General features: G+C 72.3%; 23 protein-coding genes. 15 read left to right on the top strand and 8 right to left on the bottom strand.

The features are described 5' to 3' along the window. Positions 1-42 precede the first annotated feature (42 nt). The 8 genes from AB0J02_RS30460 to AB0J02_RS30425 all read left to right on the top strand — a co-directional run bounded on the left by AB0J02_RS30460 (position 43) and on the right by AB0J02_RS30425 (position 8,631). Complete coding sequence (locus AB0J02_RS30460) at positions 43-1,149, top strand: quinone-dependent dihydroorotate dehydrogenase (protein WP_363197020.1); 1,107 nt, start codon at positions 43-45, stop codon at positions 1,147-1,149. Continuing rightward, positions 1,146-1,994 carry an orotidine-5'-phosphate decarboxylase gene (pyrF, locus tag AB0J02_RS30455; protein ID WP_363197019.1) on the top strand — a complete coding sequence of 283 codons (849 nt, stop codon included), beginning with the start codon at positions 1,146-1,148 and terminating at the stop codon, positions 1,992-1,994. The genes AB0J02_RS30460 and pyrF overlap by 4 nt, the downstream gene beginning before the upstream one ends. A gap of 265 nt (positions 1,995-2,259) precedes the next feature. Continuing rightward, a complete protein-coding gene (locus AB0J02_RS30450; protein ID WP_026246651.1) occupies positions 2,260-2,583 on the top strand; it encodes an integration host factor in 324 nt (107 codons plus the stop codon). Between the two features lie 62 nt (positions 2,584-2,645). Next, on the top strand, positions 2,646-3,203 hold the full coding sequence (gene gmk, locus AB0J02_RS30445) for a guanylate kinase (RefSeq protein WP_363197018.1): 558 nt from the start codon (positions 2,646-2,648) through the stop codon (positions 3,201-3,203). Between the two features lie 47 nt (positions 3,204-3,250). Beyond that, positions 3,251-3,523, top strand: coding sequence for a DNA-directed RNA polymerase subunit omega (gene rpoZ, locus AB0J02_RS30440; protein ID WP_005319902.1), 273 nt, complete (start codon positions 3,251-3,253; stop codon positions 3,521-3,523). A 130-nt stretch (positions 3,524-3,653) separates the two neighbouring features. Next, positions 3,654-4,880: a bifunctional phosphopantothenoylcysteine decarboxylase/phosphopantothenate--cysteine ligase CoaBC gene (gene coaBC / locus AB0J02_RS30435; protein ID WP_363197092.1), complete on the top strand. Its 1,227-nt coding sequence runs from the start codon at positions 3,654-3,656 to the stop codon at positions 4,878-4,880. A 288-nt stretch (positions 4,881-5,168) separates the two neighbouring features. Then, on the top strand, positions 5,169-6,377 hold the full coding sequence (metK, locus tag AB0J02_RS30430) for a methionine adenosyltransferase (protein WP_363197017.1): 1,209 nt from the start codon (positions 5,169-5,171) through the stop codon (positions 6,375-6,377). A 106-nt stretch (positions 6,378-6,483) separates the two neighbouring features. Continuing rightward, positions 6,484-8,631 carry a primosomal protein N' gene (locus AB0J02_RS30425; protein ID WP_363197016.1) on the top strand — a complete coding sequence of 716 codons (2,148 nt, stop codon included), beginning with the start codon at positions 6,484-6,486 and terminating at the stop codon, positions 8,629-8,631. 87 nt (positions 8,632-8,718) lie between these two features. On the opposite strand, the gene AB0J02_RS30420 is transcribed toward AB0J02_RS30425, so the two are convergent. Beyond that, the gene (locus tag AB0J02_RS30420; protein WP_363197015.1) at positions 8,719-9,261 is read right to left on the bottom strand and encodes a hypothetical protein; all 543 of its coding nucleotides are present in this window, start codon (positions 9,259-9,261) and stop codon (positions 8,719-8,721) included. Between the two features lie 267 nt (positions 9,262-9,528). On the opposite strand from AB0J02_RS30420, the gene fmt reads away from it, so the two are divergent. From fmt to AB0J02_RS30385, 7 genes are all read left to right on the top strand, one after another. Beyond that, entirely contained in the window at positions 9,529-10,458 is a 930-nt protein-coding gene (gene fmt / locus AB0J02_RS30415; RefSeq protein WP_363197014.1) for a methionyl-tRNA formyltransferase, read from the top strand. Between the two features lie 125 nt (positions 10,459-10,583). Continuing rightward, entirely contained in the window at positions 10,584-12,068 is a 1,485-nt protein-coding gene (locus AB0J02_RS30410) for a transcription antitermination factor NusB (protein ID WP_363197013.1), read from the top strand. A gap of 133 nt (positions 12,069-12,201) precedes the next feature. Beyond that, positions 12,202-12,885 carry a ribulose-phosphate 3-epimerase gene (gene rpe, locus AB0J02_RS30405; RefSeq protein WP_363197012.1) on the top strand — a complete coding sequence of 228 codons (684 nt, stop codon included), beginning with the start codon at positions 12,202-12,204 and terminating at the stop codon, positions 12,883-12,885. A 157-nt stretch (positions 12,886-13,042) separates the two neighbouring features. Then, complete coding sequence (locus AB0J02_RS30400; protein ID WP_363197091.1) at positions 13,043-14,023, top strand: sugar-binding domain-containing protein; 981 nt, start codon at positions 13,043-13,045, stop codon at positions 14,021-14,023. Positions 14,024-14,069: 46 nt separating this feature from the next. After that, the gene (locus tag AB0J02_RS30395) at positions 14,070-14,432 is read left to right on the top strand and encodes a ribonuclease domain-containing protein (RefSeq protein WP_363197011.1); all 363 of its coding nucleotides are present in this window, start codon (positions 14,070-14,072) and stop codon (positions 14,430-14,432) included. After that, on the top strand, positions 14,429-14,740 hold the full coding sequence (locus AB0J02_RS30390) for a barstar family protein (protein ID WP_363197010.1): 312 nt from the start codon (positions 14,429-14,431) through the stop codon (positions 14,738-14,740). The genes AB0J02_RS30395 and AB0J02_RS30390 overlap by 4 nt, the downstream gene beginning before the upstream one ends. 139 nt (positions 14,741-14,879) lie before the next feature. After that, complete coding sequence (locus AB0J02_RS30385; protein ID WP_363197009.1) at positions 14,880-16,322, top strand: GuaB1 family IMP dehydrogenase-related protein; 1,443 nt, start codon at positions 14,880-14,882, stop codon at positions 16,320-16,322. Between the two features lie 19 nt (positions 16,323-16,341). Here AB0J02_RS30385 and AB0J02_RS30380 read toward each other — a convergent pair whose 3' ends face one another. Genes AB0J02_RS30380 through AB0J02_RS30350 form a run of 7 tightly spaced genes read right to left on the bottom strand, consistent with a single transcriptional unit; the run spans position 16,342 to position 21,075 of the window. Continuing rightward, entirely contained in the window at positions 16,342-16,695 is a 354-nt protein-coding gene (locus AB0J02_RS30380) for an ATP-binding protein (protein WP_363197008.1), read from the bottom strand. A 21-nt stretch (positions 16,696-16,716) separates the two neighbouring features. After that, on the bottom strand, positions 16,717-17,109 hold the full coding sequence (locus tag AB0J02_RS30375) for an STAS domain-containing protein (protein WP_363197007.1): 393 nt from the start codon (positions 17,107-17,109) through the stop codon (positions 16,717-16,719). After that, the gene (locus AB0J02_RS30370) at positions 17,106-18,344 is read right to left on the bottom strand and encodes a PP2C family protein-serine/threonine phosphatase (protein WP_363197006.1); all 1,239 of its coding nucleotides are present in this window, start codon (positions 18,342-18,344) and stop codon (positions 17,106-17,108) included. The genes AB0J02_RS30375 and AB0J02_RS30370 overlap by 4 nt, the downstream gene beginning before the upstream one ends. After that, positions 18,341-19,354 carry an ATP-binding protein gene (locus AB0J02_RS30365; RefSeq protein ID WP_363197005.1) on the bottom strand — a complete coding sequence of 338 codons (1,014 nt, stop codon included), beginning with the start codon at positions 19,352-19,354 and terminating at the stop codon, positions 18,341-18,343. Before AB0J02_RS30365 ends, AB0J02_RS30370 begins: the two co-directional genes overlap by 4 nt. Further along, a complete protein-coding gene (locus tag AB0J02_RS30360) occupies positions 19,351-19,776 on the bottom strand; it encodes an ATP-binding protein (protein ID WP_363197090.1) in 426 nt (141 codons plus the stop codon). Before AB0J02_RS30360 ends, AB0J02_RS30365 begins: the two co-directional genes overlap by 4 nt. Positions 19,777-19,792: 16 nt before the next feature. After that, on the bottom strand, positions 19,793-20,194 hold the full coding sequence (locus AB0J02_RS30355) for an STAS domain-containing protein (protein ID WP_363197004.1): 402 nt from the start codon (positions 20,192-20,194) through the stop codon (positions 19,793-19,795). Beyond that, positions 20,191-21,075: an STAS domain-containing protein gene (locus AB0J02_RS30350; RefSeq protein ID WP_363197003.1), complete on the bottom strand. Its 885-nt coding sequence runs from the start codon at positions 21,073-21,075 to the stop codon at positions 20,191-20,193. The genes AB0J02_RS30355 and AB0J02_RS30350 overlap by 4 nt, the downstream gene beginning before the upstream one ends. Between the last annotated feature and the right edge of the window lie 143 nt (positions 21,076-21,218).

The following is a 21,218-nucleotide window of genomic DNA, read 5'->3' as shown; positions in this document are numbered from 1 at the left end:
TTCATGAGCCCCCGCCGCCCGCGTACCTCTAGGACCTGAGTCATGTACAAGCTGTTCTTCCACCTCGTCTTCAAGCGCATGGACCCCGAGAAGGCCCACTACCTCGCCTTCCGCTGGATCCGCCGCGCGGCCCGCACCCCCGTCCTGCGCACCTTCGTAGCGGCCGCTCTCGCGCCGCGCTACAGGGAGCTGCGCACGGAAGCCCTCGGTCTCCGTATGCACGGTCCTTTCGGGCTGGCCGCCGGCTTCGACAAGAACGCCATCGCCGTCGACGGCATGGCGATGCTCGGCTTCGACCACGTCGAGATCGGCACCGTCACGGGCGAGGCGCAGCCCGGCAACCCCAAGAAGCGCCTCTTCCGGCTCGTCCAGGACCGCGCGCTCATCAACCGCATGGGCTTCAACAACGAAGGCTCGCTGGCCGTCGCTGCCCGCCTGGCCTCCCGCAACCCGGTCTTCAAGACCACGGTCGGCGTGAACATCGGCAAGACGAAGGTCGTGCCGGAGGCGGAGGCCGCCGCGGACTACGTGAAGTCGACCGAGCGCCTCGCCGCCTTCGCCGACTACCTCGTCGTGAACGTCTCCTCGCCCAACACCCCGGGCCTGCGCAACCTCCAGGCCACGGAGGCGCTGCGCCCGCTGCTCACCGCCGTGCGCGAGGCCGCCGACCGCGTCGTGCGCTCGCGCCGCGTCCCGCTTCTCGTGAAGATCGCGCCCGACCTCGCCGACGAGGACATCGACGCGGTCGCCGACCTCGCCGTCGAACTCGGCCTGGACGGCATCATCGCCACGAACACCACGATCTCCCGCGCCGGCCTCACGACCGAGGGCGACGTCGTGAACGAGACCGGCGGCCTGTCCGGCGCTCCCCTCAAGGAGCGCTCCCTGGAGGTCCTCAGGCGCCTCTACGCGCGCGTGGGGGACCGGGTCACCCTCGTGGGCGTCGGCGGCATCGAGAACGCCGAGGACGCCTGGCAGCGCATTCTCGCCGGTGCCACGCTCATCCAGGGCTACTCGGCCTTCATCTACGAGGGCCCGTTCTACGCCCGCGCGATCCACAAGGGCCTCGCCGCACGTCTGAACAACTCCCCGCACGCCACGCTCGCCGACGCGGTGGGCGCCGATGTGAAGAAGGCGGAATCCGCATGACCGTGCAGGAACCCTTCGGCGCCCGTCTGCGCCGCGTCATGGACGAGCGCGGCCCGCTCTGCGTCGGCATCGACCCGCACGCCGCCCTGCTGTCCTCCTGGGGCCTGAACGACGACATCGCGGGCCTGGAGTCCTTCACCCGTACGACGGTCGAGGCGCTGGCCGGCACCGTCGCCGTGGTGAAGCCGCAGTCGGCGTTCTTCGAGCGGTTCGGCTCGCGCGGCACCGCCGTCCTGGAGCGCGCTGTCGCCGACCTGCGCGCCGCGGGCACCCTCGTCGTCCTGGACGCCAAGCGCGGTGACATCGGCTCCACCATGGCCGCGTACGCGGAGACCTTCCTGCACAAGGACTCCCCGCTGTTCTCGGACGCGCTGACGGTGTCGCCGTACCTCGGCTACGGGTCCCTGAAGCCGGCCGTCGACCTCGCGCGCGAGTCCGGCGCGGGCCTCTTCGTCCTCGCGCTCACCTCCAACCCCGAAGGCGGCGAGGTCCAGCACGCCGTACGGGCCGACGGCCGCACCGTGGGCGCGACGATGCTCGCGCACCTCGCCGAGGAGAACGCGGCGGAGAGCCCCCTGGGGTCCTTCGGCGCGGTCGTCGGCGCGACCCTCGGGGACCTGTCCTCCTACGGACTCGACATCAACGGTCCGCTCCTCGCGCCCGGCATCGGCGCGCAGGGCGCCACGGCCGCCGATCTCCCCACGGTGTTCGGCGCGGCCGTACGCAATGTCGTACCGAGTGTGAGCCGCGGGGTCCTCAAGGCGGGGCCGTCCGTGACCGCGCTGCGGGACGCGGCCGTGCGGTTCGCGGACGAGGTGCGTGAGGCGGTCGAGGGGGCCCGATGAGAGCCGCCTCGGAGTGGCACTCCGTGCCTACCTTGGGCCTCCCGTCCGAATCTTGACCGATTTACAGGTCGTTTTGTCTGAAATGCATGGCTCGGCCAAGGCTGACCAGGACTTTTCGTCTGTTCTCGCTGACTCAGACGGCCGCGGCCGCTAGTCTCCGTCGAGGAGAACGGGCGAGCGCGTTGCTCGTTGCTCCCCTGGTGTGGGGCGACTAGGTTCCTCACCGGTCCGTATCCGATTTTTCGACATCCGAGGTGACGTAGGCGTGGCTCTTCCGCCCCTTACCCCTGAACAGCGCGCAGCCGCGCTCGAAAAGGCCGCCGCGGCTCGCCGGGAGCGGGCCGAGGTCAAGAATCGACTCAAGCACTCCGGCGCCTCCCTTCACGAGGTCATCAAGCAGGGCCAGGAGAACGACGTCATCGGCAAGATGAAGGTCTCCGCCCTTCTGGAGTCCCTGCCGGGCGTGGGCAAGGTCCGCGCCAAGCAGATCATGGAGCGGCTCGGGATCTCCGAATCCCGCCGGGTGCGCGGTCTCGGTTCCAACCAGATCGCCTCCCTGGAGCGCGAGTTCGGCAGCACCGGAGCCTGAGCGTCACCGGCCGGCCCGAGGGCTGGTCCGGGGCACTCCGGAACAACTGGAATAATCGCTGCATGAGTGAACGTCCGCGGCTGACCGTGCTCTCCGGCCCCTCCGGGGTCGGCAAGAGCACGGTCGTCGCCCATATGCGCAAGGAACACCCCGAGGTCTGGCTCTCGGTGTCGGCGACGACCCGTAAGCCGCGCCCCGGCGAGAAGCACGGCGTCCAGTACTTCTTCGTCACCGACGAGGAAATGGACAAGCTGATCGCCAACGGCGAGCTCCTTGAGTGGGCCGAGTTCGCGGGTAACCGCTACGGCACACCGCGCCGCGCCGTCCTCGATCACCTCGAGGCGGGTGAGCCGGTCCTCCTCGAGATCGACCTCCAGGGCGCGCGCCTGGTCCGGGAGTCGATGGCCGAGGCGCAGCTGGTCTTCCTCGCACCGCCGAGCTGGGAGGAGCTGGTCCGCCGGCTCACCGGGCGCGGTACCGAGGCCCCGGAGGTCATCGAGCGCCGACTCGAGGCCGCCAAGATCGAACTGGCCGCCGAGGCGGAGTTCCACACCACCCTGGTCAACACCTCCGTCGAGGACGTGGCGCGTGAGCTGCTAGCCTTGATGAAAGTTGTTTGATCTTCACCGTATTTCTCACCCCGGTTTTACCCATCGGAAGGCAGAGCGTGTCCTCTTCCATCACCGCGCCCGAGGGCATCATCAACCCGCCGATTGATGAGCTCCTCGAGGCAACCGACTCGAAGTACAGCCTGGTCATCTACGCCGCCAAGCGCGCGCGTCAGATCAACGCGTACTACTCGCAGCTCGGCGAGGGCCTCCTCGAGTACGTCGGCCCGCTGGTGGACACGCACGTCCACGAGAAGCCGCTCTCGATCGCCCTTCGCGAGATCAACGCGGGTCTGCTGACGTCCGAGGCCATCGAGGGCCCCGCGCAGTAACGCTCGTTCTTTACGTCACCACAGGCCCGGCAGTGCCCCTGCCGGGCCTGTGGTGTGTCATGGAGTCGTACGAAGACGAGTACGGGGATACGGGTGCGGGGAGGCGCGGACGGTGGAAGCGGTGGAGACGGTGGACAAGCCGAAGGTCGTTCTGGGGGTCAGCGGCGGAATCGCCGCCTACAAGGCGTGTGAACTGCTGCGGCGACTGACCGAGTCCGGCCACGACGTACGCGTCGTCCCCACGGACTCGGCGCTGCACTTCGTCGGCGCCGCGACCTGGTCCGCGCTCTCCGGCAACCCGGTCTCCACCGAGGTCTGGGACTCCGTCCACGAGGTCCCGCACGTGCGGATCGGCCAGCACGCGGACCTGGTGGTCGTCGCTCCGGCCACCGCCGACATGCTGGCCAAGGCGGCTCACGGCCTCGCCGACGACCTCCTCACGAACACCCTGCTCACGGCCCGCTGTCCGGTCGTCTTCGCGCCCGCGATGCACACCGAGATGTGGGAGCACCCGGCCACGCAGGAGAACGTCGCCACGCTGCGCCGCCGCGGCGCCCTCGTCATCGAGCCCGCCGTCGGGCGGCTGACCGGTGTCGACACCGGCAAGGGCCGCTTCCCGGACCCCGTCGAGATCTTCGAGTACGTGCGCCGGGTGCTGGCGCGCGGCGCCGATGCCGCCGTCTCCGATCTGGCCGGGAAGCACGTCGTCGTGAGCGCCGGCGGCACCCGCGAACCCCTCGACCCGGTCCGCTTCCTCGGCAACCGCTCCTCCGGCAAGCAGGGCTACGCGCTGGCCCGTACGGCGGCCGCCCGCGGCGCCCGGGTCACCCTGCTCTCCGCGAACGCGGCGCTGCCCGACCCGGCGGGCGTCGACACCGTCCACGTGGGCACGGCCGTGCAACTGCGCGAGGCCGTCCTCAAGGCGGCCGCCGACGCCGACGTGGTCGTCATGGCGGCGGCCGTGGCCGATTTCCGCCCCGAGGTGTACGCCACGGGCAAGATCAAGAAGAAGGACGGCCAGGAGCCCGCCCCGATCGCGCTCGTGCGCAATCCGGACATCCTCGCCGAGGTGTCCGCCGGCCGGTCGCGCCCCGGCCAGGTGGTCGTCGGATTCGCCGCCGAGACCGACGACGTGCTCGCCAACGGCCGGGCCAAGCTCGCCCGTAAGGGCTGTGACCTGCTCGTCGTCAACGAGGTCGGGGAGCGCAAGACCTTCGGCTCCGAGGAGAACGAGGCCGTGATCCTGGGCGCCGACGGCAGTGAGACGCCGATCCCGTACGGCCCGAAGGAAGCGCTCGCGGACCGGATCTGGGACGAGGTCGTCCGCCGCGTCGTGCCGTCGGCCAACGGCGTGTGAAATCTCGCCGCACGTGTGCCCCGCCCATCGGGGAGTGAAAATCCACGTTCGCCCCTTCGGACGCACCGAACTCCCGAAAACACGGGAATTTCGGGCGCCCGGTACTCTTCCGAAGACCGATCGTCGTATCGCAGAATGCGGTGTCGCAGGTCACAGCGCTCCCAAGTGGCGAGACGCGTGGTCCGGCGGCCGAGCGTGACCGATAAACTGGTCTCGGACGCCGCCGGGCGCAGCTCCCGGCAGTCCATCAATGATCAGCCAGCAGCCGCTGCAACCACAGGGAGCGTTGTGTCCCGTCGCCTGTTCACCTCGGAGTCCGTGACCGAGGGCCACCCCGACAAGATCGCTGACCAGATCAGCGACACCATTCTCGACGCGCTGCTGCGCGAGGACCCCACGTCCCGCGTCGCCGTCGAGACGCTGATCACCACCGGCCTGGTCCACGTGGCCGGCGAGGTCACCACCAAGGCGTACGCCCCGATCGCGCAGCTCGTGCGCGACAAGATCCTCGAGATCGGCTACGACTCCTCGAAGAAGGGGTTCGACGGCGCTTCTTGTGGCGTCTCGGTCTCCATCGGGTCGCAGTCCCCGGACATCGCGCAGGGCGTCGACACGGCGTACGAGAAGCGCGTCGAGGGTGACGAGGACGAGCTCGACAAGCAGGGCGCCGGCGACCAGGGCCTGATGTTCGGCTACGCGTGCGACGAGACGCCGGAGCTCATGCCGCTCCCGATCCACCTCGCGCACCGCCTCTCGCGCCGCCTCTCCGAGGTCCGCAAGAACGGCACGATCCCTTACCTGCGCCCGGACGGGAAGACCCAGGTCACCATCGAGTACGACGGTGACAAGGCGGTCCGCCTGGACACGGTCGTGGTCTCGTCCCAGCACGCCTCGGACATCGACCTGGACTCGCTGCTCGCCCCGGACATCCGCGAGTTCGTCGTCGAGCCGGAGCTGAAGGCGCTCCTCGACGACGGCATCAAGCTGGAGACCGAGGGCTACCGCCTGCTGGTCAACCCGACCGGCCGCTTCGAGATCGGCGGCCCGATGGGCGACGCCGGTCTGACCGGCCGCAAGATCATCATCGACACCTACGGCGGCTACGCCCGGCACGGTGGCGGCGCCTTCTCCGGCAAGGACCCGTCCAAGGTCGACCGCTCCGCCGCGTACGCGATGCGCTGGGTCGCCAAGAACGTGGTGGCCGCCGGTCTCGCCGCGCGCTGCGAGGTCCAGGTCGCGTACGCGATCGGCAAGGCCGAGCCGGTCGGTCTCTTCGTCGAGACCTTCGGTACGGCGACGGTCGACACGGACAGGATCGAGGCCGCGATCAGCGAGGTCTTCGACCTTCGGCCGGCCGCGATCATCCGCGACCTCGACCTGCTCCGCCCGATCTACTCCCAGACGGCCGCGTACGGCCACTTCGGGCGTCCGCTGCCCGACTTCACGTGGGAGAAGACGGACCGCGTGGACGCGCTGCGCAAGGCCGCGGGCGTGTAAGTCCCCGGTCGCGACGCCTGTGGGCCCGGCTCTCCTTCGGGAGGGCCGGGCCCCGGCGTTTTCCCGGGGCCTCACCGTGTCGGTGCCCTCTGGTAGGAATGCACCTGTGAGCAGCGAGAACGACACCCCCGAGCAGCCCGCCGGCGGCGAGCCGGAGCAGCTTGCGTTCATTCGGGAGAGCGTGCGCAAGGCCAAGGGTCCGAAGGCGAAGCCGCGGACGTGGCGGGGGGCGGCGCTCGCCAAGGAGTTGCCGGTGGCCCGGGTGCTCGTCGACAAGGGCGTGCTGCACCTCGACCGGTACTTCGAGTACGCGGTGCCCGAGGAGCTGGACGCCGTCGCACAGCCAGGGGTGCGGGTCCGGGTCCGGTTCGGGGCCGGGTCGAGGAACGTGCGGGACGGGCGGCGCGAGGGCGGCGGCCTGATCGACGGGTTCCTGGTGGAGCGGGTCGCCGAGGCCGAGTACCAGGGGCCGCTGGCCGCGCTCGCGCAGGTGCTGTCGCCCGAACCGGTGCTGGGCGCCGAGCTGTTGGGGCTGACCCGGGCCGTCGCCGACCGGTACGCGGGGAGCCTCGCGGATGTGCTGCAGCTGGCGGTCCCGCCCCGGCACGCCAAGGCGGAGGCCAAGGAGTTCCCGGCGCCGCCCGCCGCTCCGGCCGCGCCCGAGCCCGGCTCGTGGCAGCGGTACGAGCGCGGGGCCGATCTGCTGGCGTCCCTCGCCGCCGGGGGTGCGCCGCGCGCCGTGTGGACGGCGCTGCCCGGTCCCGAGTGGGCCGCGGAGGTCGCCCGGGCCGTGCAGGCGACCCTCGCGTCGGGGCGCGGGGCGCTGGTGGTCGTGCCGACCGTGCGGCTCGCCGCCAGGGTCGATGCCGCGCTGCGGGAGGCGCTTGGGGAGGGCCAGCACGCGCTGCTGACCTCCGACGCCGGGCAGCAGCGGCGCTATGAGGAGTGGCTCGCCGTGCGCCGGGGGGCCGTGCGGGCCGTGGTCGGGACGCGCGCCGCCATGTTCGCTCCCGTACGGGACCTGGGACTTGTCGTGGTCTGGGACGACGGGGACGACCACCACAGCGACGACCACGCGCCCTTCCCCCATGTGCGGGAAGTTCTTGAGCTGCGGGCCACCCGGGACAAGTGCGCGTTCCTGCTGGGGAGTTGGAGCTGCACCGTCGAGGCGGCCCAGCTGGTGCGCAGCGGGTGGGCGGCCGCGGTCGCGGCTCCCCGGGAGACCGTGCGGCGGGTCGCTCCGCTGGTGCGGACCGTGGGGGATCTGGACGTCGCCAGGGACGAGGCGGCGCGGGCCGCCCGGCTGCCCAGCATCGCCTGGGACGTGGCGCGGACAGCGCTGCGCGACGGGCCGGTGCTCGTGCAGGTGCCGCGGCGCGGATACGTGCCACGCCTCGCCTGCCAGCGATGCCGGGAGCCCGCCCGCTGCCGGCACTGCGCGGGCCCGCTGGAGGCGCGCGAGGCGACCGGCGTCCTGGCCTGCGGCTGGTGCGGCCGCGAGGAGGCGAACTGGCATTGCGCGGAGTGCGGCGGCGCCCGGCTGCGGGCCCAGGTCGTCGGGGCGCGGCGTACCGCCGAGGAGTTGGGCCGGGCGTTCTCCACGGTGCCGGTGCGCACGTCGGGCCGCGAGCAGGTGCTCGACACGGTGTCCGGGGCGCCCGCGCTGGTCGTCAGCACGCCCGGTGCCGAGCCCGTCGCCGAGGGCGGCTACGCCGCAGCGCTGCTGCTCGACGGGTGGGCCATGCTCGGGCGGCCCGATCTGCGGGCGGGGGAGGACGCGCTGCGCCGCTGGATCGCCGCGTCGGCGCTCGTACGGCCCCAGGAGGCGGGCGGCACCGTCGTGATCATGGCCGAGCCGACGCTGCGGCCGGTACAGGCCCTGGTGCGCTGGGATCCGGTCGGACACGCGGTGCGGGAGCTCGCCGACCGGGCCGAGCTGGGCTTCCCGCCGGTCTCCCGGATGGCGTCGGTGAGCGGGACGCCGGATGCGCTCAGCGGTTTCCTCGGCGCGGTCGAACTGCCCGCGGACGCAGAGGTGTTGGGCCCGGTTCCGATGCGTGAAGCGGGGTCGGCGGCGGCTCGCCGCGCGGGGCAGACGGCGGCGGACGAGCCGGGGGAGCGGGTGCTGGTGCGGGTGCCGCCGGGCAGTGGTGCCGCCCTGGCCCGCGCCCTCAAGCAGGCGCAGGCCGCGCGGATGGCGCGCGGCGGGAACGAACCGGTGCGCGTACGGGTGGATCCGCTCGACATCGGCTGACCGGGGGTCAGGCCCCGATGACCCGGGAGCGTCAACACACCACTGCCTCCCCGCACCTGTGTGCGGGGAGGCAGTCGGCGATTCGGCTCATCCGTTGCGTGGGCCGGGGAAGGCGCCCGGGCGCGCCTCCTCGCGCAGGACCGGGCTGCCCGCGGTCGGCTGCGTCGGCATGGAGCGGGCGGCGGGCACCGCCGACAGCGGTCCCGCACCCAGCGGCAGGGCGGGACGCGGCGGTGTGGGGGCGTCGGTGGCGCGCTCGGCCTCGGCCGCCGCCTGCGTGACGGCCCTGCGGGCCCCGTAACGACGGTGCACCGCCTGCTTGGTGACTCCGAGGGCGGAGCCCACCGCGTCCCACGAGAAACCCAGCGAGCGGTCGAAGTCCACGGCGGCGGTCACCAGGGTCTCGACGCTGTCCCGCAGCTCCTGGGCGAGACGGACGGTCGGGGCGGGGGCCCTCCCGTAGACGACGAACCCCGCGGAGGGGCCGGAGCGGCGCGGGCGGTAGACGTTGCCGAGCTGTGCGGTGAGGGTGCGCAGTGCGTCCACCTGCCGGCGGACCCGCTCGATGTCCCGCACCAACAGATGCAGGCTGGCCCGTGCCTGGGCGTCGTGGGTTGCGTGGTCGGCCATTTACAAGCCTCTCGGACCGGCGATGAAAAGGATCGGGCCGCGCTCGCAGCAGCGACGATCTCCGCTGTCGAACGAGTGATCACGGCCCAGGGACTGGTCAACTCTCTCTTGACCAACGCGCCATTCAGTGAGGGGTCACGCTGTTCCGGCGCATCCGCATATGCGCGGGGCGCACGTTCAGGCGTGCGCCCCATGCGTGGCGGCCGCGCGGCCGCCATAGACTGGTGCGCTGCCCGTGCTCCTGCCCCGAGAGGCCGTTAGCCACTGATGAAGCTCGTCTTCGCCGGCACCCCCGAGGTCGCCGTTCCCGCTCTGGACGCCCTGATCGCCTCCGACCGGCACGAGGTCGCCGCGGTCGTCACCCGGCCCGACGCCCCCGCGGGGCGCGGCCGCCGCCTCGTCGCGAGCCCGGTCGCCGAGCGGGCCGAGGAGGCCGGCATCGAGGTGCTCAAGCCCGCCAGGCCGCGGGACGAGGCGTTCCTCGCCCGGCTGCGCGAGATCGGCCCGGACTGCTGCCCGGTCGTCGCGTACGGGGCGCTGCTGCCGAAGATCGCCCTCGACGTGCCGGCCCGCGGCTGGGTCAATCTGCACTTCTCGCTGCTGCCCGCCTGGCGCGGGGCCGCGCCCGTGCAGCACGCGCTGATGGCGGGCGACGAGATCACCGGCGCCTCCACGTTCCTCATCGAGGAGGGGCTCGATTCCGGGCCCGTGTACGGCACCGTGACCGAGGCGGTCCGTCCCACCGACACCAGCGGCGACCTGCTGACCCGGCTCGCGTTCGCGGGCTCCGGGCTGCTCCTCGCGACGATGGACGGCATCGAGGACGGCTCGCTCGACGCGCTGCCGCAGCCCGCCGACGGCGTCTCGCTCGCCCCGAAGATCACCGTCGAGGACGCCCGGATCGACTGGGCGGCGCCCGCGCTGCGCGTCGACCGGGTGGTGCGCGGCTGCACCCCGGCACCCGGTGCGTGGACCGAGTTCCGCGGCGAGCGCCTGAAGGTGCGCACGGCCGTGCTCGCGCCGGACCGCACGGACCTGGCGCCGGGCGAGCTGAGCGTCGGCAAGAAGAGCCTGCACGTCGGCACCGGATCGCACGCCGTCGAGCTGCTGTGGGTGCAGGCCCAGGGCAAGAAGCCGATGGCCGCCGCGGACTGGGCACGCGGGGTGCGCATCGCGGCGGGCGAACAGCTGGGCTGAGCGCCCGGCCGGGGCCCGGTCAGGGGCCCGGGGGTCGGGCGGGCGGCCGCGACGTAGGCTGGGAGGGTTCACTTCGGCGTACGACTTCTGCGTATCGCCTGTACGACCCCACCAGCGGAGCACCTTTGAGCGACCAGCCGACTTCGTCGAATCGCCGTCCCGGCAAGTCCGGTAGGCCCAGTAAGCCGGGTCGGTCGGGCAAGCCCGGCAAGCCGCACCGCCGTCCGAAGAAGGACCCCGTGCGCTTCCTCGCGTTCGAGGCGCTGCGCGCCGTCGACGAGCGGGACGCCTACGCCAACCTCGTGCTGCCGCCGCTGCTGCGCAAGGCCCGCGAGAAGGAGGGGCCCGAGAAGTTCGACGGACGGGACGCCGCGCTCGCCACCGAGCTGGTGTACGGCACGCTGCGCCGCCAGGGCACGTACGACGCGATCGTGGCGGCCTGTATCGACCGGCCGCTGCGCGAGGTCGACCCGCCGGTGCTCGACGTGCTGAACATGGGCGTGCACCAGCTGCTCGGGACGCGCATCCCCACGCACGCCGCCGTGTCCGCGTCCGTGGAGCTGGCCCGGGTCGTGCTCGGCGACGGACGCGCCAAGTTCGTCAACGCCGTGCTGCGCAAGGTCTCGCAGCACGATCTCGACGCCTGGCTGGAGCAGGTCGCGCCGCCGTACGACGAGGACCCCGAGGAACACCTCTCCGTGGTGCACTCGCATCCGCGATGGGTCGTCTCGTCGCTCTGGGACTCCCTGGGCGGCGGGCGCGCCGGGATCGAGGACCTGCTGGAGGCGGACAACGAGCGGCCCGAGGTGACGCTCGTGGCGCGCCCCGGACGGACCACGGCCGAGGCCGTTCTCGCCGAGGTCGGCGAGGAGACCGGGCTTCCGGGCCGCTGGTCCCCGTACGCGGTGCGCCTCACCGAGGGCGGCGAGCCGGGATCGTTCGACGCCGTGCGGTCCGGCCGGGCCGGGGTGCAGGACGAGGGCAGCCAGCTCGTCGCCCTCGCCCTCGCGAACGCTCCGCTGGAGGGCCGGGACGAGAAGTGGCTCGACGGCTGCGCGGGCCCCGGCGGCAAGGCGGCGATGCTGGCCGGGCTCGCCGCGGGTCGTGGGGCGACGCTGCTCGCCGCCGAGAAGCAGCCGCACCGCGCCGGGCTCGTCGCGAAGGCGCTCGACGGGAACCCCGGTCCCTACCAGGTGATCGCCGCGGATGGCACGCGCCCGCCGTGGCTGCCCGGCACGTTCGACCGGGTCCTGATGGACGTGCCCTGTACGGGCCTCGGCGCCCTGCGGCGGCGCCCCGAGGCGCGTTGGCGGCGCCGCCCGGAGGACCTGGAGGGGTTCGCTCCGCTCCAGCGTTCCTTGCTGCGGATGGCACTTGAGTCCGTGCGGATCGGCGGCGTCGTCGGGTACGCGACGTGCTCCCCGCACCTGGCCGAGACGCGGGCCGTCGTCGACGACGTACTGAAGTCGTCCTCCGGGGCCGAACTCATCGACGCGCGGCCGCTGATGGAGGGCGTGCCCGCGATCGGGGACGGCCCGGACGTGCAGCTGTGGCCGCATCTGCACGGCACCGACGCGATGTACCTGGCGCTGATCCGTCGCACCGCCTGACTCCCTGGACCGTTCCCCTCGGCCGTGCTGTGGGCGGCCGAGAACGGCAGGGGAGGGCACGGCTCGGCATCGGTATCGCGTACAGGTCCAGACCGAGGCGGGCAATGGGCGCCGGGCATGACAGGCTGGGGGCATGGCTCAGATCAACCCCAGCATCCTGTCCGCGGACTTCGCCCGCCTTGCCGACGAGGCCAAGGCCGTCGAGGGCGCCGACTGGCTCCATGTCGACGTGATGGACAACCACTTCGTCCCGAACCTCACGCTGGGGGTGCCGGTCGTAGAGTCCCTGGCACGTGCGACGGACACCCCGCTGGACTGCCATCTGATGATCGAGAACCCCGATCAGTGGGCTCCCCAGTACGTCGAAGCGGGCGCCGGTTCCGTCACGTTCCACGCCGAGGCGGCCGCCGCCCCGGTCCGCCTCGCCCGCGAGATCCGCGCCAAGGGCGCCCGCGCCTCCATGGCGCTCAAGCCGGCGACGCCCATCGAGCCGTACGAGGATCTGCTCCCCGAGCTCGACATGCTCCTGATCATGACGGTGGAGCCGGGCTTCGGCGGGCAGGCGTTTCTGGACATCATGCTGCCCAAGATCCGCCGCACCAGGCAGCTGATCGCCAAGCACGGCCTGGAGCTGTGGCTGCAGGTCGACGGGGGTGTCTCCGCGTCGACGATCGAGCGGTGCGCCGAGGCCGGTGCGGACGTCTTCGTCGCCGGTTCTGCGGTCTACGGGGCAAAGGACCCGGCAGAGGCGGTACGTGCACTGCGCACCCAGGCGGCGGGCGCGACGGCTTCCGCGGCGTGGGCATGCGACCACTGAGCCACGGAGACGTGAACGCCGTACTTCAGGGCTGATCAAGCCCCCCGGATCTGCAAGGATGAACCGCGTATCCAGCTTGTGAACGCAGTGAGTCGTGCAGAAGAGCAGTGAGGAGATCGCCGTGTCCGCATCGTCGGCGGGTCGGGCAGCCCTGCGGATGGGACCCGCGGAACTGGTGCAGGCGGCGGCCATGGCCCGCCGTTTCTACCTAGAGGGCAAATCCAAGATCCAGATCGCCGAGGAGTTCGGCGTCAGCCGCTTCAAGGTGGCCCGGGTCCTGGAGACCGCCCTGGAGCGGGATCTCGTACGCATCGAGATCCGGGTCCCGGCCGAGCTGGACGCCGAGCGCTCCGACGCGCTGCGCGCCCGGTACGGCCTGCGGCACGCGGTCGTCGTCGAGTCGCCGGCCGAGGCGGAGGAGTCCCCGGACCCCGAGAACCTCGGCGAGGTCGCCGCGGATCTGCTCGGCGAGCTGGTCACCGAGGGCGATGTGCTCGGCCTCGCCTGGGGCCGTTCCACCATCCATATGGCCGCGGCCCTCGACCGGCTTCCGCCGTGCACCGTCGTGCAGTTGACGGGGGTGTACGACGCCGGGACCGCGGAGCGCGGATCGGTGGAGGCCGTGCGGCGTGCCGCGCAGGTCTCGGGCGGCGACGCCCACCCGATCTACGCGCCCATGCTGCTGCCGGACGCCGCCACCGCGGCGGCCCTGCGCAACCAGACCGGGATCGCGCGCGCCTTCGAGTACTTCGACAAGGTCACCGTGGCGTGTGTGTCGATCGGCTCGTGGGAGCCCGGCATCTCGACCGTGCACGACATGCTCAGCGACGAGGAGCGCGCGCACTACGCGTCCCTCGGGGTCGCCGCCGAGATGTCCGCGCACCTCTTCGACGCGCAGGGGCGCCGGGTCGGACGGGACCTGGGGGAGCGCTGCATCACCGTCGAGACGGATCGCCTGAGGCGCATACCGGAGGTCGTGGCCATCGCGGGCGGCCAGCGCAAGGCAGCCGCCATCGACGCCGTGCTGCGCTCGGGCCTGGTGACCAGCCTGGTCACCGACACGGCCGCGGCCGACTCCCTGCTGACCGCCGGGCCCCCGCCGAAGCCCGCCCTGCAGCGGACCGACCCCGACGACTGAGCGGGGTTCGATGGCCGGAGGGGCTTGCGGATGGCAGCATCGGGTCATGCTGCGGCCTCGCTCCCTCCGGCTCCTTTGCGCCGTTCTGCTGCTCTGTCTCGGGCTGCTGGCCGGCGGATGCTCCTCCTCCGGCAGGGCCACCGTGCGGGAGGACCGGCTGCCCGCGGAGGCGCGGCACACGCTGGAGCTCATCGACCGGGGCGGCCCCTTCCCGTACGAGAAGGACGGCAGCGTCTTCGGGAACTTCGAACGGGAACTGCCGCAACAGCGGCGCGGCTACTACCGGGAGTACACCGTGCCCACCCCGGGCGAGCGGGACCGCGGGGCCCGGCGCCTCGTCACCGGGAGCGGCGGCGAGACCTACTACACCGATGACCACTACGAGTCGTTCGAAGAGGTGCTGCGATGAGCGGGCTGCCCGCGTCCCCGGCCGACTGGAGCGTCCGCGTCATCGACCTGGACGGGGTCACGGACAAGGCCGCGCTCATGGAACGCTGCGCCGCCGCGCTCGACCTGCCCGACTGGTTCGGCCGGAACTGGGACGCTCTCGCCGACGCCCTCGGCGACCCGGGGCAGCTCCCCGACGTGGCGGGCCGGCTCGTGCTCGTCGTCACCGGTTGGGAGCAGTTCCGCCGGCGCGATCCCGAGCAGTGGGAGACCGCGCTCGACGTGTTCGGACAGGCGTCCGCGGCGAACGTGCTGCTCTCGCTCGGATGATCGTCCAAGGTCCGCTGCGGACCTTGGGACGTTCGGCCCGGAGACGGACTCGGCGGGCGCGTGGGAAAATGAGGTACGTGCTTTGTGCCCCGGAGGGCTCCTCCCGGGGAACCCCTTCTACCGACTGGGATGTCCGCACGTGCGTTTCCTCAATGACATCAAGCCCGCGTACGACCTGACGTACGACGACGTCTTCATGGTGCCGAGCCGGAGCGCCGTCGGCTCCCGCCAGGCCGTCGACCTGTCGTCGCCGGACGGTTCGGGCACCACGATCCCGCTGGTCGTCGCCAACATGACCGCGATCGCCGGGCGCCGCATGGCCGAGACGCTGGCCCGCCGCGGCGGACTCGTCGTCATTCCCCAGGACATCCCGATCGAGGTCGTCACCGAGGTCATCTCCTGGGTCAAGACCCGCCACCTCGTGCTCGACACCCCGATCGTCCTCGCGCCGACGCAGACCGTCGCCGACGCCCTGGCGCTGCTGCCCAAGCGCGCGCACAACGCCGGCGTGGTCGTGGACGACGAGCTGCGCCCCGTCGGTGTCGTCACCGACCAGGACCTGACCGGCGTCGACCGCTTCACACAGCTGTCCGAGGTCATGGCCAAGGACCTGCTGCTGCTCGACGCGGACATCGATCCGCGCGACGCCTTCAACAAGCTGGACGGCGCCAACCGCCGCTACGCCCCCGCGGTCGGCAAGGACGGCAAGCTCGCCGGCATCCTGACCCGCACGGGCGCCCTGCGCGCCACGCTCTACACCCCGGCCACCGACGCGGACGGCAAGCTGCGGATCGCCGCCGCCGTCGGCATCAACGGCGATGTGGCGGGCAAGGCCAAGCAGCTGCTCGACGCGGGCGTCGACACCCTCGTCATCGACACGGCCCACGGGCACCAGGAGTCGATGATCAGCGCCATCAAGACGGTGCGCGGGCTCGACCCGCACGTCCCGATCGTGGCGGGCAACATCGTCGCCGCCGAGGGCGTCAAGGACCTGATCGAGGCCGGCGCGGACATCATCAAGGTCGGTGTCGGGCCCGGCGCCATGTGCACCACACGCATGATGACCGGCGTCGGCCGGCCGCAGTTCTCCGCCGTCATGGAGTGCGCCGCCGAGGCGAAGAAGTACGGCAAGCACGTCTGGGCCGACGGTGGCGTCCGCCACCCGCGCGACGTCGCCATGGCGCTCGCCGCCGGCGCGTCGAACGTGATGATCGGCTCCTGGTTCGCGGGCACCTACGAGTCCCCGGGCGACCTGCAGCACGACGCCAAGGGACGTGCGTACAAGGAGTCCTTCGGCATGGCCTCCGCGCGGGCCGTGAAGAACCGGACCTCCGACGAGTCCGCCTACGACCGCGCCCGCAAGGCGCTCTTCGAGGAGGGCATCTCCACCTCCCGGATGTTCCTCGACCCGGAGCGTCCGGGCGTCGAGGACCTGATCGACTCGATCATCGCGGGCGTCCGTTCGTCCTGCACGTACGCCGGTGCCAACTCGCTCGCCGAGTTCGAGGAGAAGGCCGTCGTCGGGATCCAGTCGGCCGCCGGTTACGCCGAGGGCAAGCCACTGCACGCCAGCTGGAACTAGTCGGGAAGGGCGGCGCGGGTCAGACCGCCGGCGCCGCCCACCCCGCCTCGATGCGCTTGCCGCCCGGCGCCGGCAGCACCGCGAGGCGCTCGGCCAGCCGCTCCACCATGTGCCAGCCGAAACCGCCGCCGCCGGCCATGTCCGGGGTGCGCGGCACCGGCGGGCGCGGGTCGCCGTCCTCCACCGTCACCGAGAGGCCGCCCGCGTCCACGTGCAGTCGCAGGCGCGCGAGGGCGCCCGTGTGCCGGGCCGCGTTGGTCACCAGCTCCGAGACGACGAGCAGCACCGCGTCGGCGTCGGCCCACGCGCAGTGCTCGGCGAGGAAGCGGGCAGCGGCGCTCCTGGCCTGTGTCCCCGTTACGGGACCGTCCACCACGATCTCCATGCCGGACAGCTACCCAGCGGCCGGATCTTCACCGCTCCCGGACGCGGTCGGTGCGTCCGGGACGAAAACCGTGTCGAGACCCGTGATGCGGAAGATCCGCTCGACCACGGGGGAGAGGCGGCGCACGGCCAGCTCGATGCCCTGGTCGCCGAGGGCGGAGCGGGCCCGCAGCAGCACGTTGATGCCGCCCGAGTCGAAGAACCGGACGCCCGACAGATCGAGGGTCAGGGTGGTGCCGGCCGGTGCGCCGAGCGCCGTCGCCGAGGCGAGCAAGTCGGGCGCCGTCTCGTAGTCGAGGTCACCGGTGAGCGCGATGACAGGGCCGTCGGGGCCCTCCGTGGTGGTGCAGGTCAGCGGGGCGTGCGGCCCGTCGGGTATGGACTCGGGTGCCGCGGGTGTCATCGGCTTCTCCGTACGGTCAGGGCGAGTGTGTCGTCCGGGTGCAGGATCACGGTGTGCATCTCCTCGGCGAGTGCGCCGGGGATCTCGGCGGTCGGTCGGTGCCGGTGCCGGACTGCCGCGGACACGAGCCGGCGCTCACCCTCGTACGGGTCGCGGCGGCTCTCGGTGAGGCCGTCGGTGTACAGGACGAGCAGGTCGCCCGGGTCGAGCTGCTCGTGCCACAGCCGGTCACTGCCCGCCATCGGGTAGCCGATGCCCCGGCCGCGTACTTCGAGGAACCGGGTGGTGCCGTCCTCGGCCACGAGCAGGGGCGGCGGGTGGCTGCCGTTGGCGATGACGACACGGCCCGACACCGGGTCGATACGGACCAGCAGGACCGTCGCCATCAGCTCGCGGTCGTAGGGCAGCAGGATCTCGTCGGTACGCGCGACGATCGTCTCCAGCGGGTGGCCCTCCAGGGCGAGCGTGCGGACGGCGTGCGTCACGTTCAGGGCGCTGCTGGTACTCGTGAGGCCGTGGCCGAGCGCGTCGACGACCGTGATGTGCACGGTGCCGTCGGGGAGCTGGAACCAGTCGTAGAGGTCGCCGCCGGTCGGTGCGTCCGTGCCCGCGGGCGCGTAGTGGATGGCCAGGTCGAGGCCGTCGACCTTCATCGGCCCGGGGCGCAGCGCGTCCTCCAGTTCGCGCAGCATCTGGCCGTGGGCGCGGCGCAGTTGCTCGTCGCGCTCCTCCAACTGGACGTACAGGGCGAGGACTCCGCTGTTCGTCTCGTCCAGTTCGTGGGTGAGCCGGCGGCGGTCGGCCTCCAGGGCGTCGGCGCGGGCGACCGCCACGCGCAGCTCCTCCTCCAGGAGTTCGGTGGGGGAGGGCCCGGTGGACTCCAGCGCCGTCGGCAGCCGCTGGCCGGGCAGCGGCAGCTGCCACACCGTCGTGTCCGCCTCGCGTCGCGCGGGCAGCGGCAGCGCATCGACCGGCGCGGCCCAGGGCGTCTGCGGGGCCTGCAGCCGCACCGTCAACGCCTGCCCGTGCGCGGCCTGTTCGTGCGCGGACTCCAGCGTGACGGGCCGCCCCGCCCGCAGCTCGGACTCGGCGACGCGGGCCACAGACAGCGTCAGCCGGGTGCGCAGCTCGGCCGGCAGCCGGAACGTGACCGCCAACGCCCGTACCGCGGCACGCAGTTCCGCCGGGGAGCGATGGGTCGTGCGCTGAGCAGGCGCGGCTGCCCGGTCGGTCATGAAGTCCTCCTTGCCGCCCCGGTGACCAGGGCGGTCGCGTCATCCCGGGGCGAACGACAACCATGGCCCAGGGCCGCGGCCAGCAGCCGGGGCGGCAGCCCCAGCAGGAACGGGGTGGCCGTGTCCGCCCAGCGCGGCGCGATGCCGTCGCTGTGCAGCACCGCCGTGCTCGTCTCGGGCATGTCCAGGGAACGCGGCAGCGGGCGCGGCATGTTCCAGCCGACCACACCCGGCTGCCCGACGGCCCGGGAGCCGATGCCGTCGTGGCCGACGAGCAGCAGCCGTACGTTGCCGATCCCGCAGTGCTCGGCCGAGCCGGGCCGCAGCCGCAGCAGGCCGACGGCGGCGCCGCGTCCGCCGCGCAGCGCCCGGTCCATCGCCGCGAGCAGCTCCGGCAGGGGCCGCTCGGGGCCCTCGCGGAACACCCGCACGGCCGCGGCGCTGGCCTCGGCGGCCTCGGCGCCGTGCCCGAGCCCGTCCACGACGAGGGCCGTCCGGCCGCCCGGCGCGTCGGCCACGGCCGCGCTGTCCCCGCACGCCTCCTCGCCCCGCAGGGGCAGGCAGAGCAGGCCGATGTCGGCCCGCAGCGGACCGGCGCCGGGTGCGTGGAAGCGGGCGCAGATCAGCGTGCCGACGCCTGGCAGGGTGCGCAGCGTCAGTTCGTCGGCGAGCCGTCGCAGCGCGCCCATGCCGGAGCCGAGTGTGCCGGTGGTGCTGTAACCGTCGACCATGGCCCGGTCGGGGCTCGCCATGCCGGGGCCCCGGTCCACGGCGACCACGTCGAGGCCGCCGCCCTGCGGATGGCGCTGCACGTAGACGGCGCCGCCGACCGCGTGCCGCAGCAGGTTCCCGGCGAGTTCGCTGGTGAGCACCGCGGCCCGTTCGGCGACGGTGTCCCCGAGGCCGCTCGCGCGCGCCGCGTCCCTGGCCAGCGTCGCCGCGTGGTGCACGGCGCTGGAGTGGTCGACGACGACGTGGGCGGTCACGGCGACGTCGGTGAAGGCCGTCACCGCACCGTCCAGCGCGCCACGGTGACCGTCGTGCCGACACCGGGCCGGGTGTCGACGTCGAACTCGTCCATCAGGCGCCGGGCGCCGCCCAGGCCGTGGCCGAGGCCGTTGCCCGAGGTCCAGCCGTCCGTCATCGCCGCGCCCATGTCCGGGATGCCGGGCCCCTCGTCCCTGATGACGAGGCGGATCCCGTCGGCGCCCCGCCGCTTGAGCAGCTCGACGGTCAGGGTGCCACCCCCTCCGTGGATGTAGGCGTTGCGTGCCAGCTCACTGGCTGCGGTCACCACCCGGGTCTGGTCGACCAGACCGAACCCGCACTCGACGGTCGCCGCGCGCACGGCGTGACGGACCGTCAGCAGATCGTCCTCCGAGCGCACTTCGTAGTCGCGGCGGACGGCCACCTGCGACGGGGCGGAACGCATCGTGTGCGCGGCAAGCTCATCCGACATGGTCACGGCCTGGGCCCTCCGGGGTCCGCTGCCAGCCGAGTGCGGTCAGGCCCTGCTCGGCGTTGAGCGCCGTCTCCACTCCGGTCAGCTGGATGCCCAGTTCGACCAGGGTGATCGCGACGGCGGGGCGCATGCCGGCGACGATGACCCGGGCACCCAACAGGCGGGACATCGTGGTCAGTTCCATCAGCGTGCGGGCCACGAACGAGTCGATGAGCTCGAGCCGGGAGATGTCGATGAGCACGCCGCGGGCACCGTCGGCCGCGATGCGCTCGGTCAGCTCGTCGGTGAACGCGACCGCGGACCGGTCGTCCAGCTCGTTGAGCAGTCCCGTCACCAGGACGTCGGCGAGCCGCAGAATGGGAACGCCCGTCGGGCGCGGAGTGGTCACCGGGATGCCGATTCCGTCACGGCGAGGCCGACGGCCGGCTGGTCGGTCAGTTTGACCGCGTCGGCCAGTGCGTCGGCCAGGGTCGCGCGGGTCAGGATGGTGGACAGGTCGATCCCCAACTGGGCGATGGTCTGGGCGATGGGCGGCCGGATGCCGCTGATGACGCAGTCCGCGCCCATCAGGCGCACCGCGTTGACGGTGTGCATGAGGTGCTGGGCGACCGCGGTGTCGACGGTCAGCACACCGGTGATGTCGATGATGGCGATCTTGGCCTCGTCGTCCTGGATCGCCTGGAGCAGGGACTCCATGACGATCTGGGTGCGGGCCGTGTCCAGCGTGCCGATCAGCGGGACGGCCAGCACGTGCCGCCACAACCGCACGACGGGCGTGGACAGTTCCATCAGCTGGCGGCTCTGGCGCTGGATGATCTCCTCGCGCCCCTCGACGTAGGTCTCGAAGGAGAGGGCGCCTGCGGCGTCCAGCATCCGGTTGACGAGCACGGCCGCCGAGAACAGTTCGCTCGTGTCGCGGGTGGTGTGCTGCACCGCCGCCAGGAGCGCCTCCTTGAGGGAGAGGACGGCGAGCGAGGTGTCGGTGGGCGTGGCCCCGGCCCGCACCCGGCGCAGCGACAGGTCCGTCACCGTCGTGCGCAGATTGTGGTGCGACGTCACCAGGCGCCCCACCGGGGTGTCACTCGCCAACGCCTCGGTGAGGGCGTCGATGAGGAGGTGCGCCTCCTCGCGCAGCTCGCTCTCGGACATGTCGGTGCCGAGAGCCGCCTGCTCCAGCTGGAGCAGGGTCCACCGGTCGGCGATCTGCCCCTCCTGGTCGCGCAGCGCCTCGAGCAGCAAATTGCGGATATCGGTCTCGCTGGTACTCACAAGCCCCTCTCACACTGTTCTTCTCTAGCGGCCATCTGCATCCTGCACATGATGCACACATCGAACGTTTGTTGCCTCAACCGCAGGGGTGGCACATGGCCGTCCCGTGGGGCCAACGTACGGCCGACGCACGGGACGGCCCC

Source organism: Streptomyces sp. NPDC050264, assembly GCF_040655895.1.
Classification (GTDB): Bacteria; Actinomycetota; Actinomycetes; order Streptomycetales; family Streptomycetaceae; genus Streptomyces.
This window is presented reverse-complemented; position numbering and strand designations above follow the sequence as displayed.

What these genes read in the sequence shown, in the direction of transcription:
- AB0J02_RS30460 (WP_363197020.1), top strand. Translation starts at nt 43, where the DNA reads ATGTACAAGCTGTTCTTCCACCTCGTCTTCAAGCGCATGGACCCCGAG.
- pyrF (WP_363197019.1), top strand. Translation starts at nt 1,146, where the DNA reads ATGACCGTGCAGGAACCCTTCGGCGCCCGTCTGCGCCGCGTCATGGAC.
- gmk (WP_363197018.1), top strand. Translation starts at nt 2,646, where the DNA reads ATGAGTGAACGTCCGCGGCTGACCGTGCTCTCCGGCCCCTCCGGGGTC.
- AB0J02_RS30420 (WP_363197015.1), bottom strand. Translation starts at nt 9,261, where the DNA reads ATGGCCGACCACGCAACCCACGACGCCCAGGCACGGGCCAGCCTGCAT.
- fmt (WP_363197014.1), top strand. Translation starts at nt 9,529, where the DNA reads ATGAAGCTCGTCTTCGCCGGCACCCCCGAGGTCGCCGTTCCCGCTCTG.
- rpe (WP_363197012.1), top strand. Translation starts at nt 12,202, where the DNA reads ATGGCTCAGATCAACCCCAGCATCCTGTCCGCGGACTTCGCCCGCCTT.
- AB0J02_RS30400 (WP_363197091.1), top strand. Translation starts at nt 13,043, where the DNA reads ATGGGACCCGCGGAACTGGTGCAGGCGGCGGCCATGGCCCGCCGTTTC.
- AB0J02_RS30395 (WP_363197011.1), top strand. Translation starts at nt 14,070, where the DNA reads ATGCTGCGGCCTCGCTCCCTCCGGCTCCTTTGCGCCGTTCTGCTGCTC.
- AB0J02_RS30390 (WP_363197010.1), top strand. Translation starts at nt 14,429, where the DNA reads ATGAGCGGGCTGCCCGCGTCCCCGGCCGACTGGAGCGTCCGCGTCATC.
- AB0J02_RS30375 (WP_363197007.1), bottom strand. Translation starts at nt 17,109, where the DNA reads ATGACACCCGCGGCACCCGAGTCCATACCCGACGGGCCGCACGCCCCG.
- AB0J02_RS30370 (WP_363197006.1), bottom strand. Translation starts at nt 18,344, where the DNA reads ATGACCGACCGGGCAGCCGCGCCTGCTCAGCGCACGACCCATCGCTCC.
- AB0J02_RS30360 (WP_363197090.1), bottom strand. Translation starts at nt 19,776, where the DNA reads ATGCGTTCCGCCCCGTCGCAGGTGGCCGTCCGCCGCGACTACGAAGTG.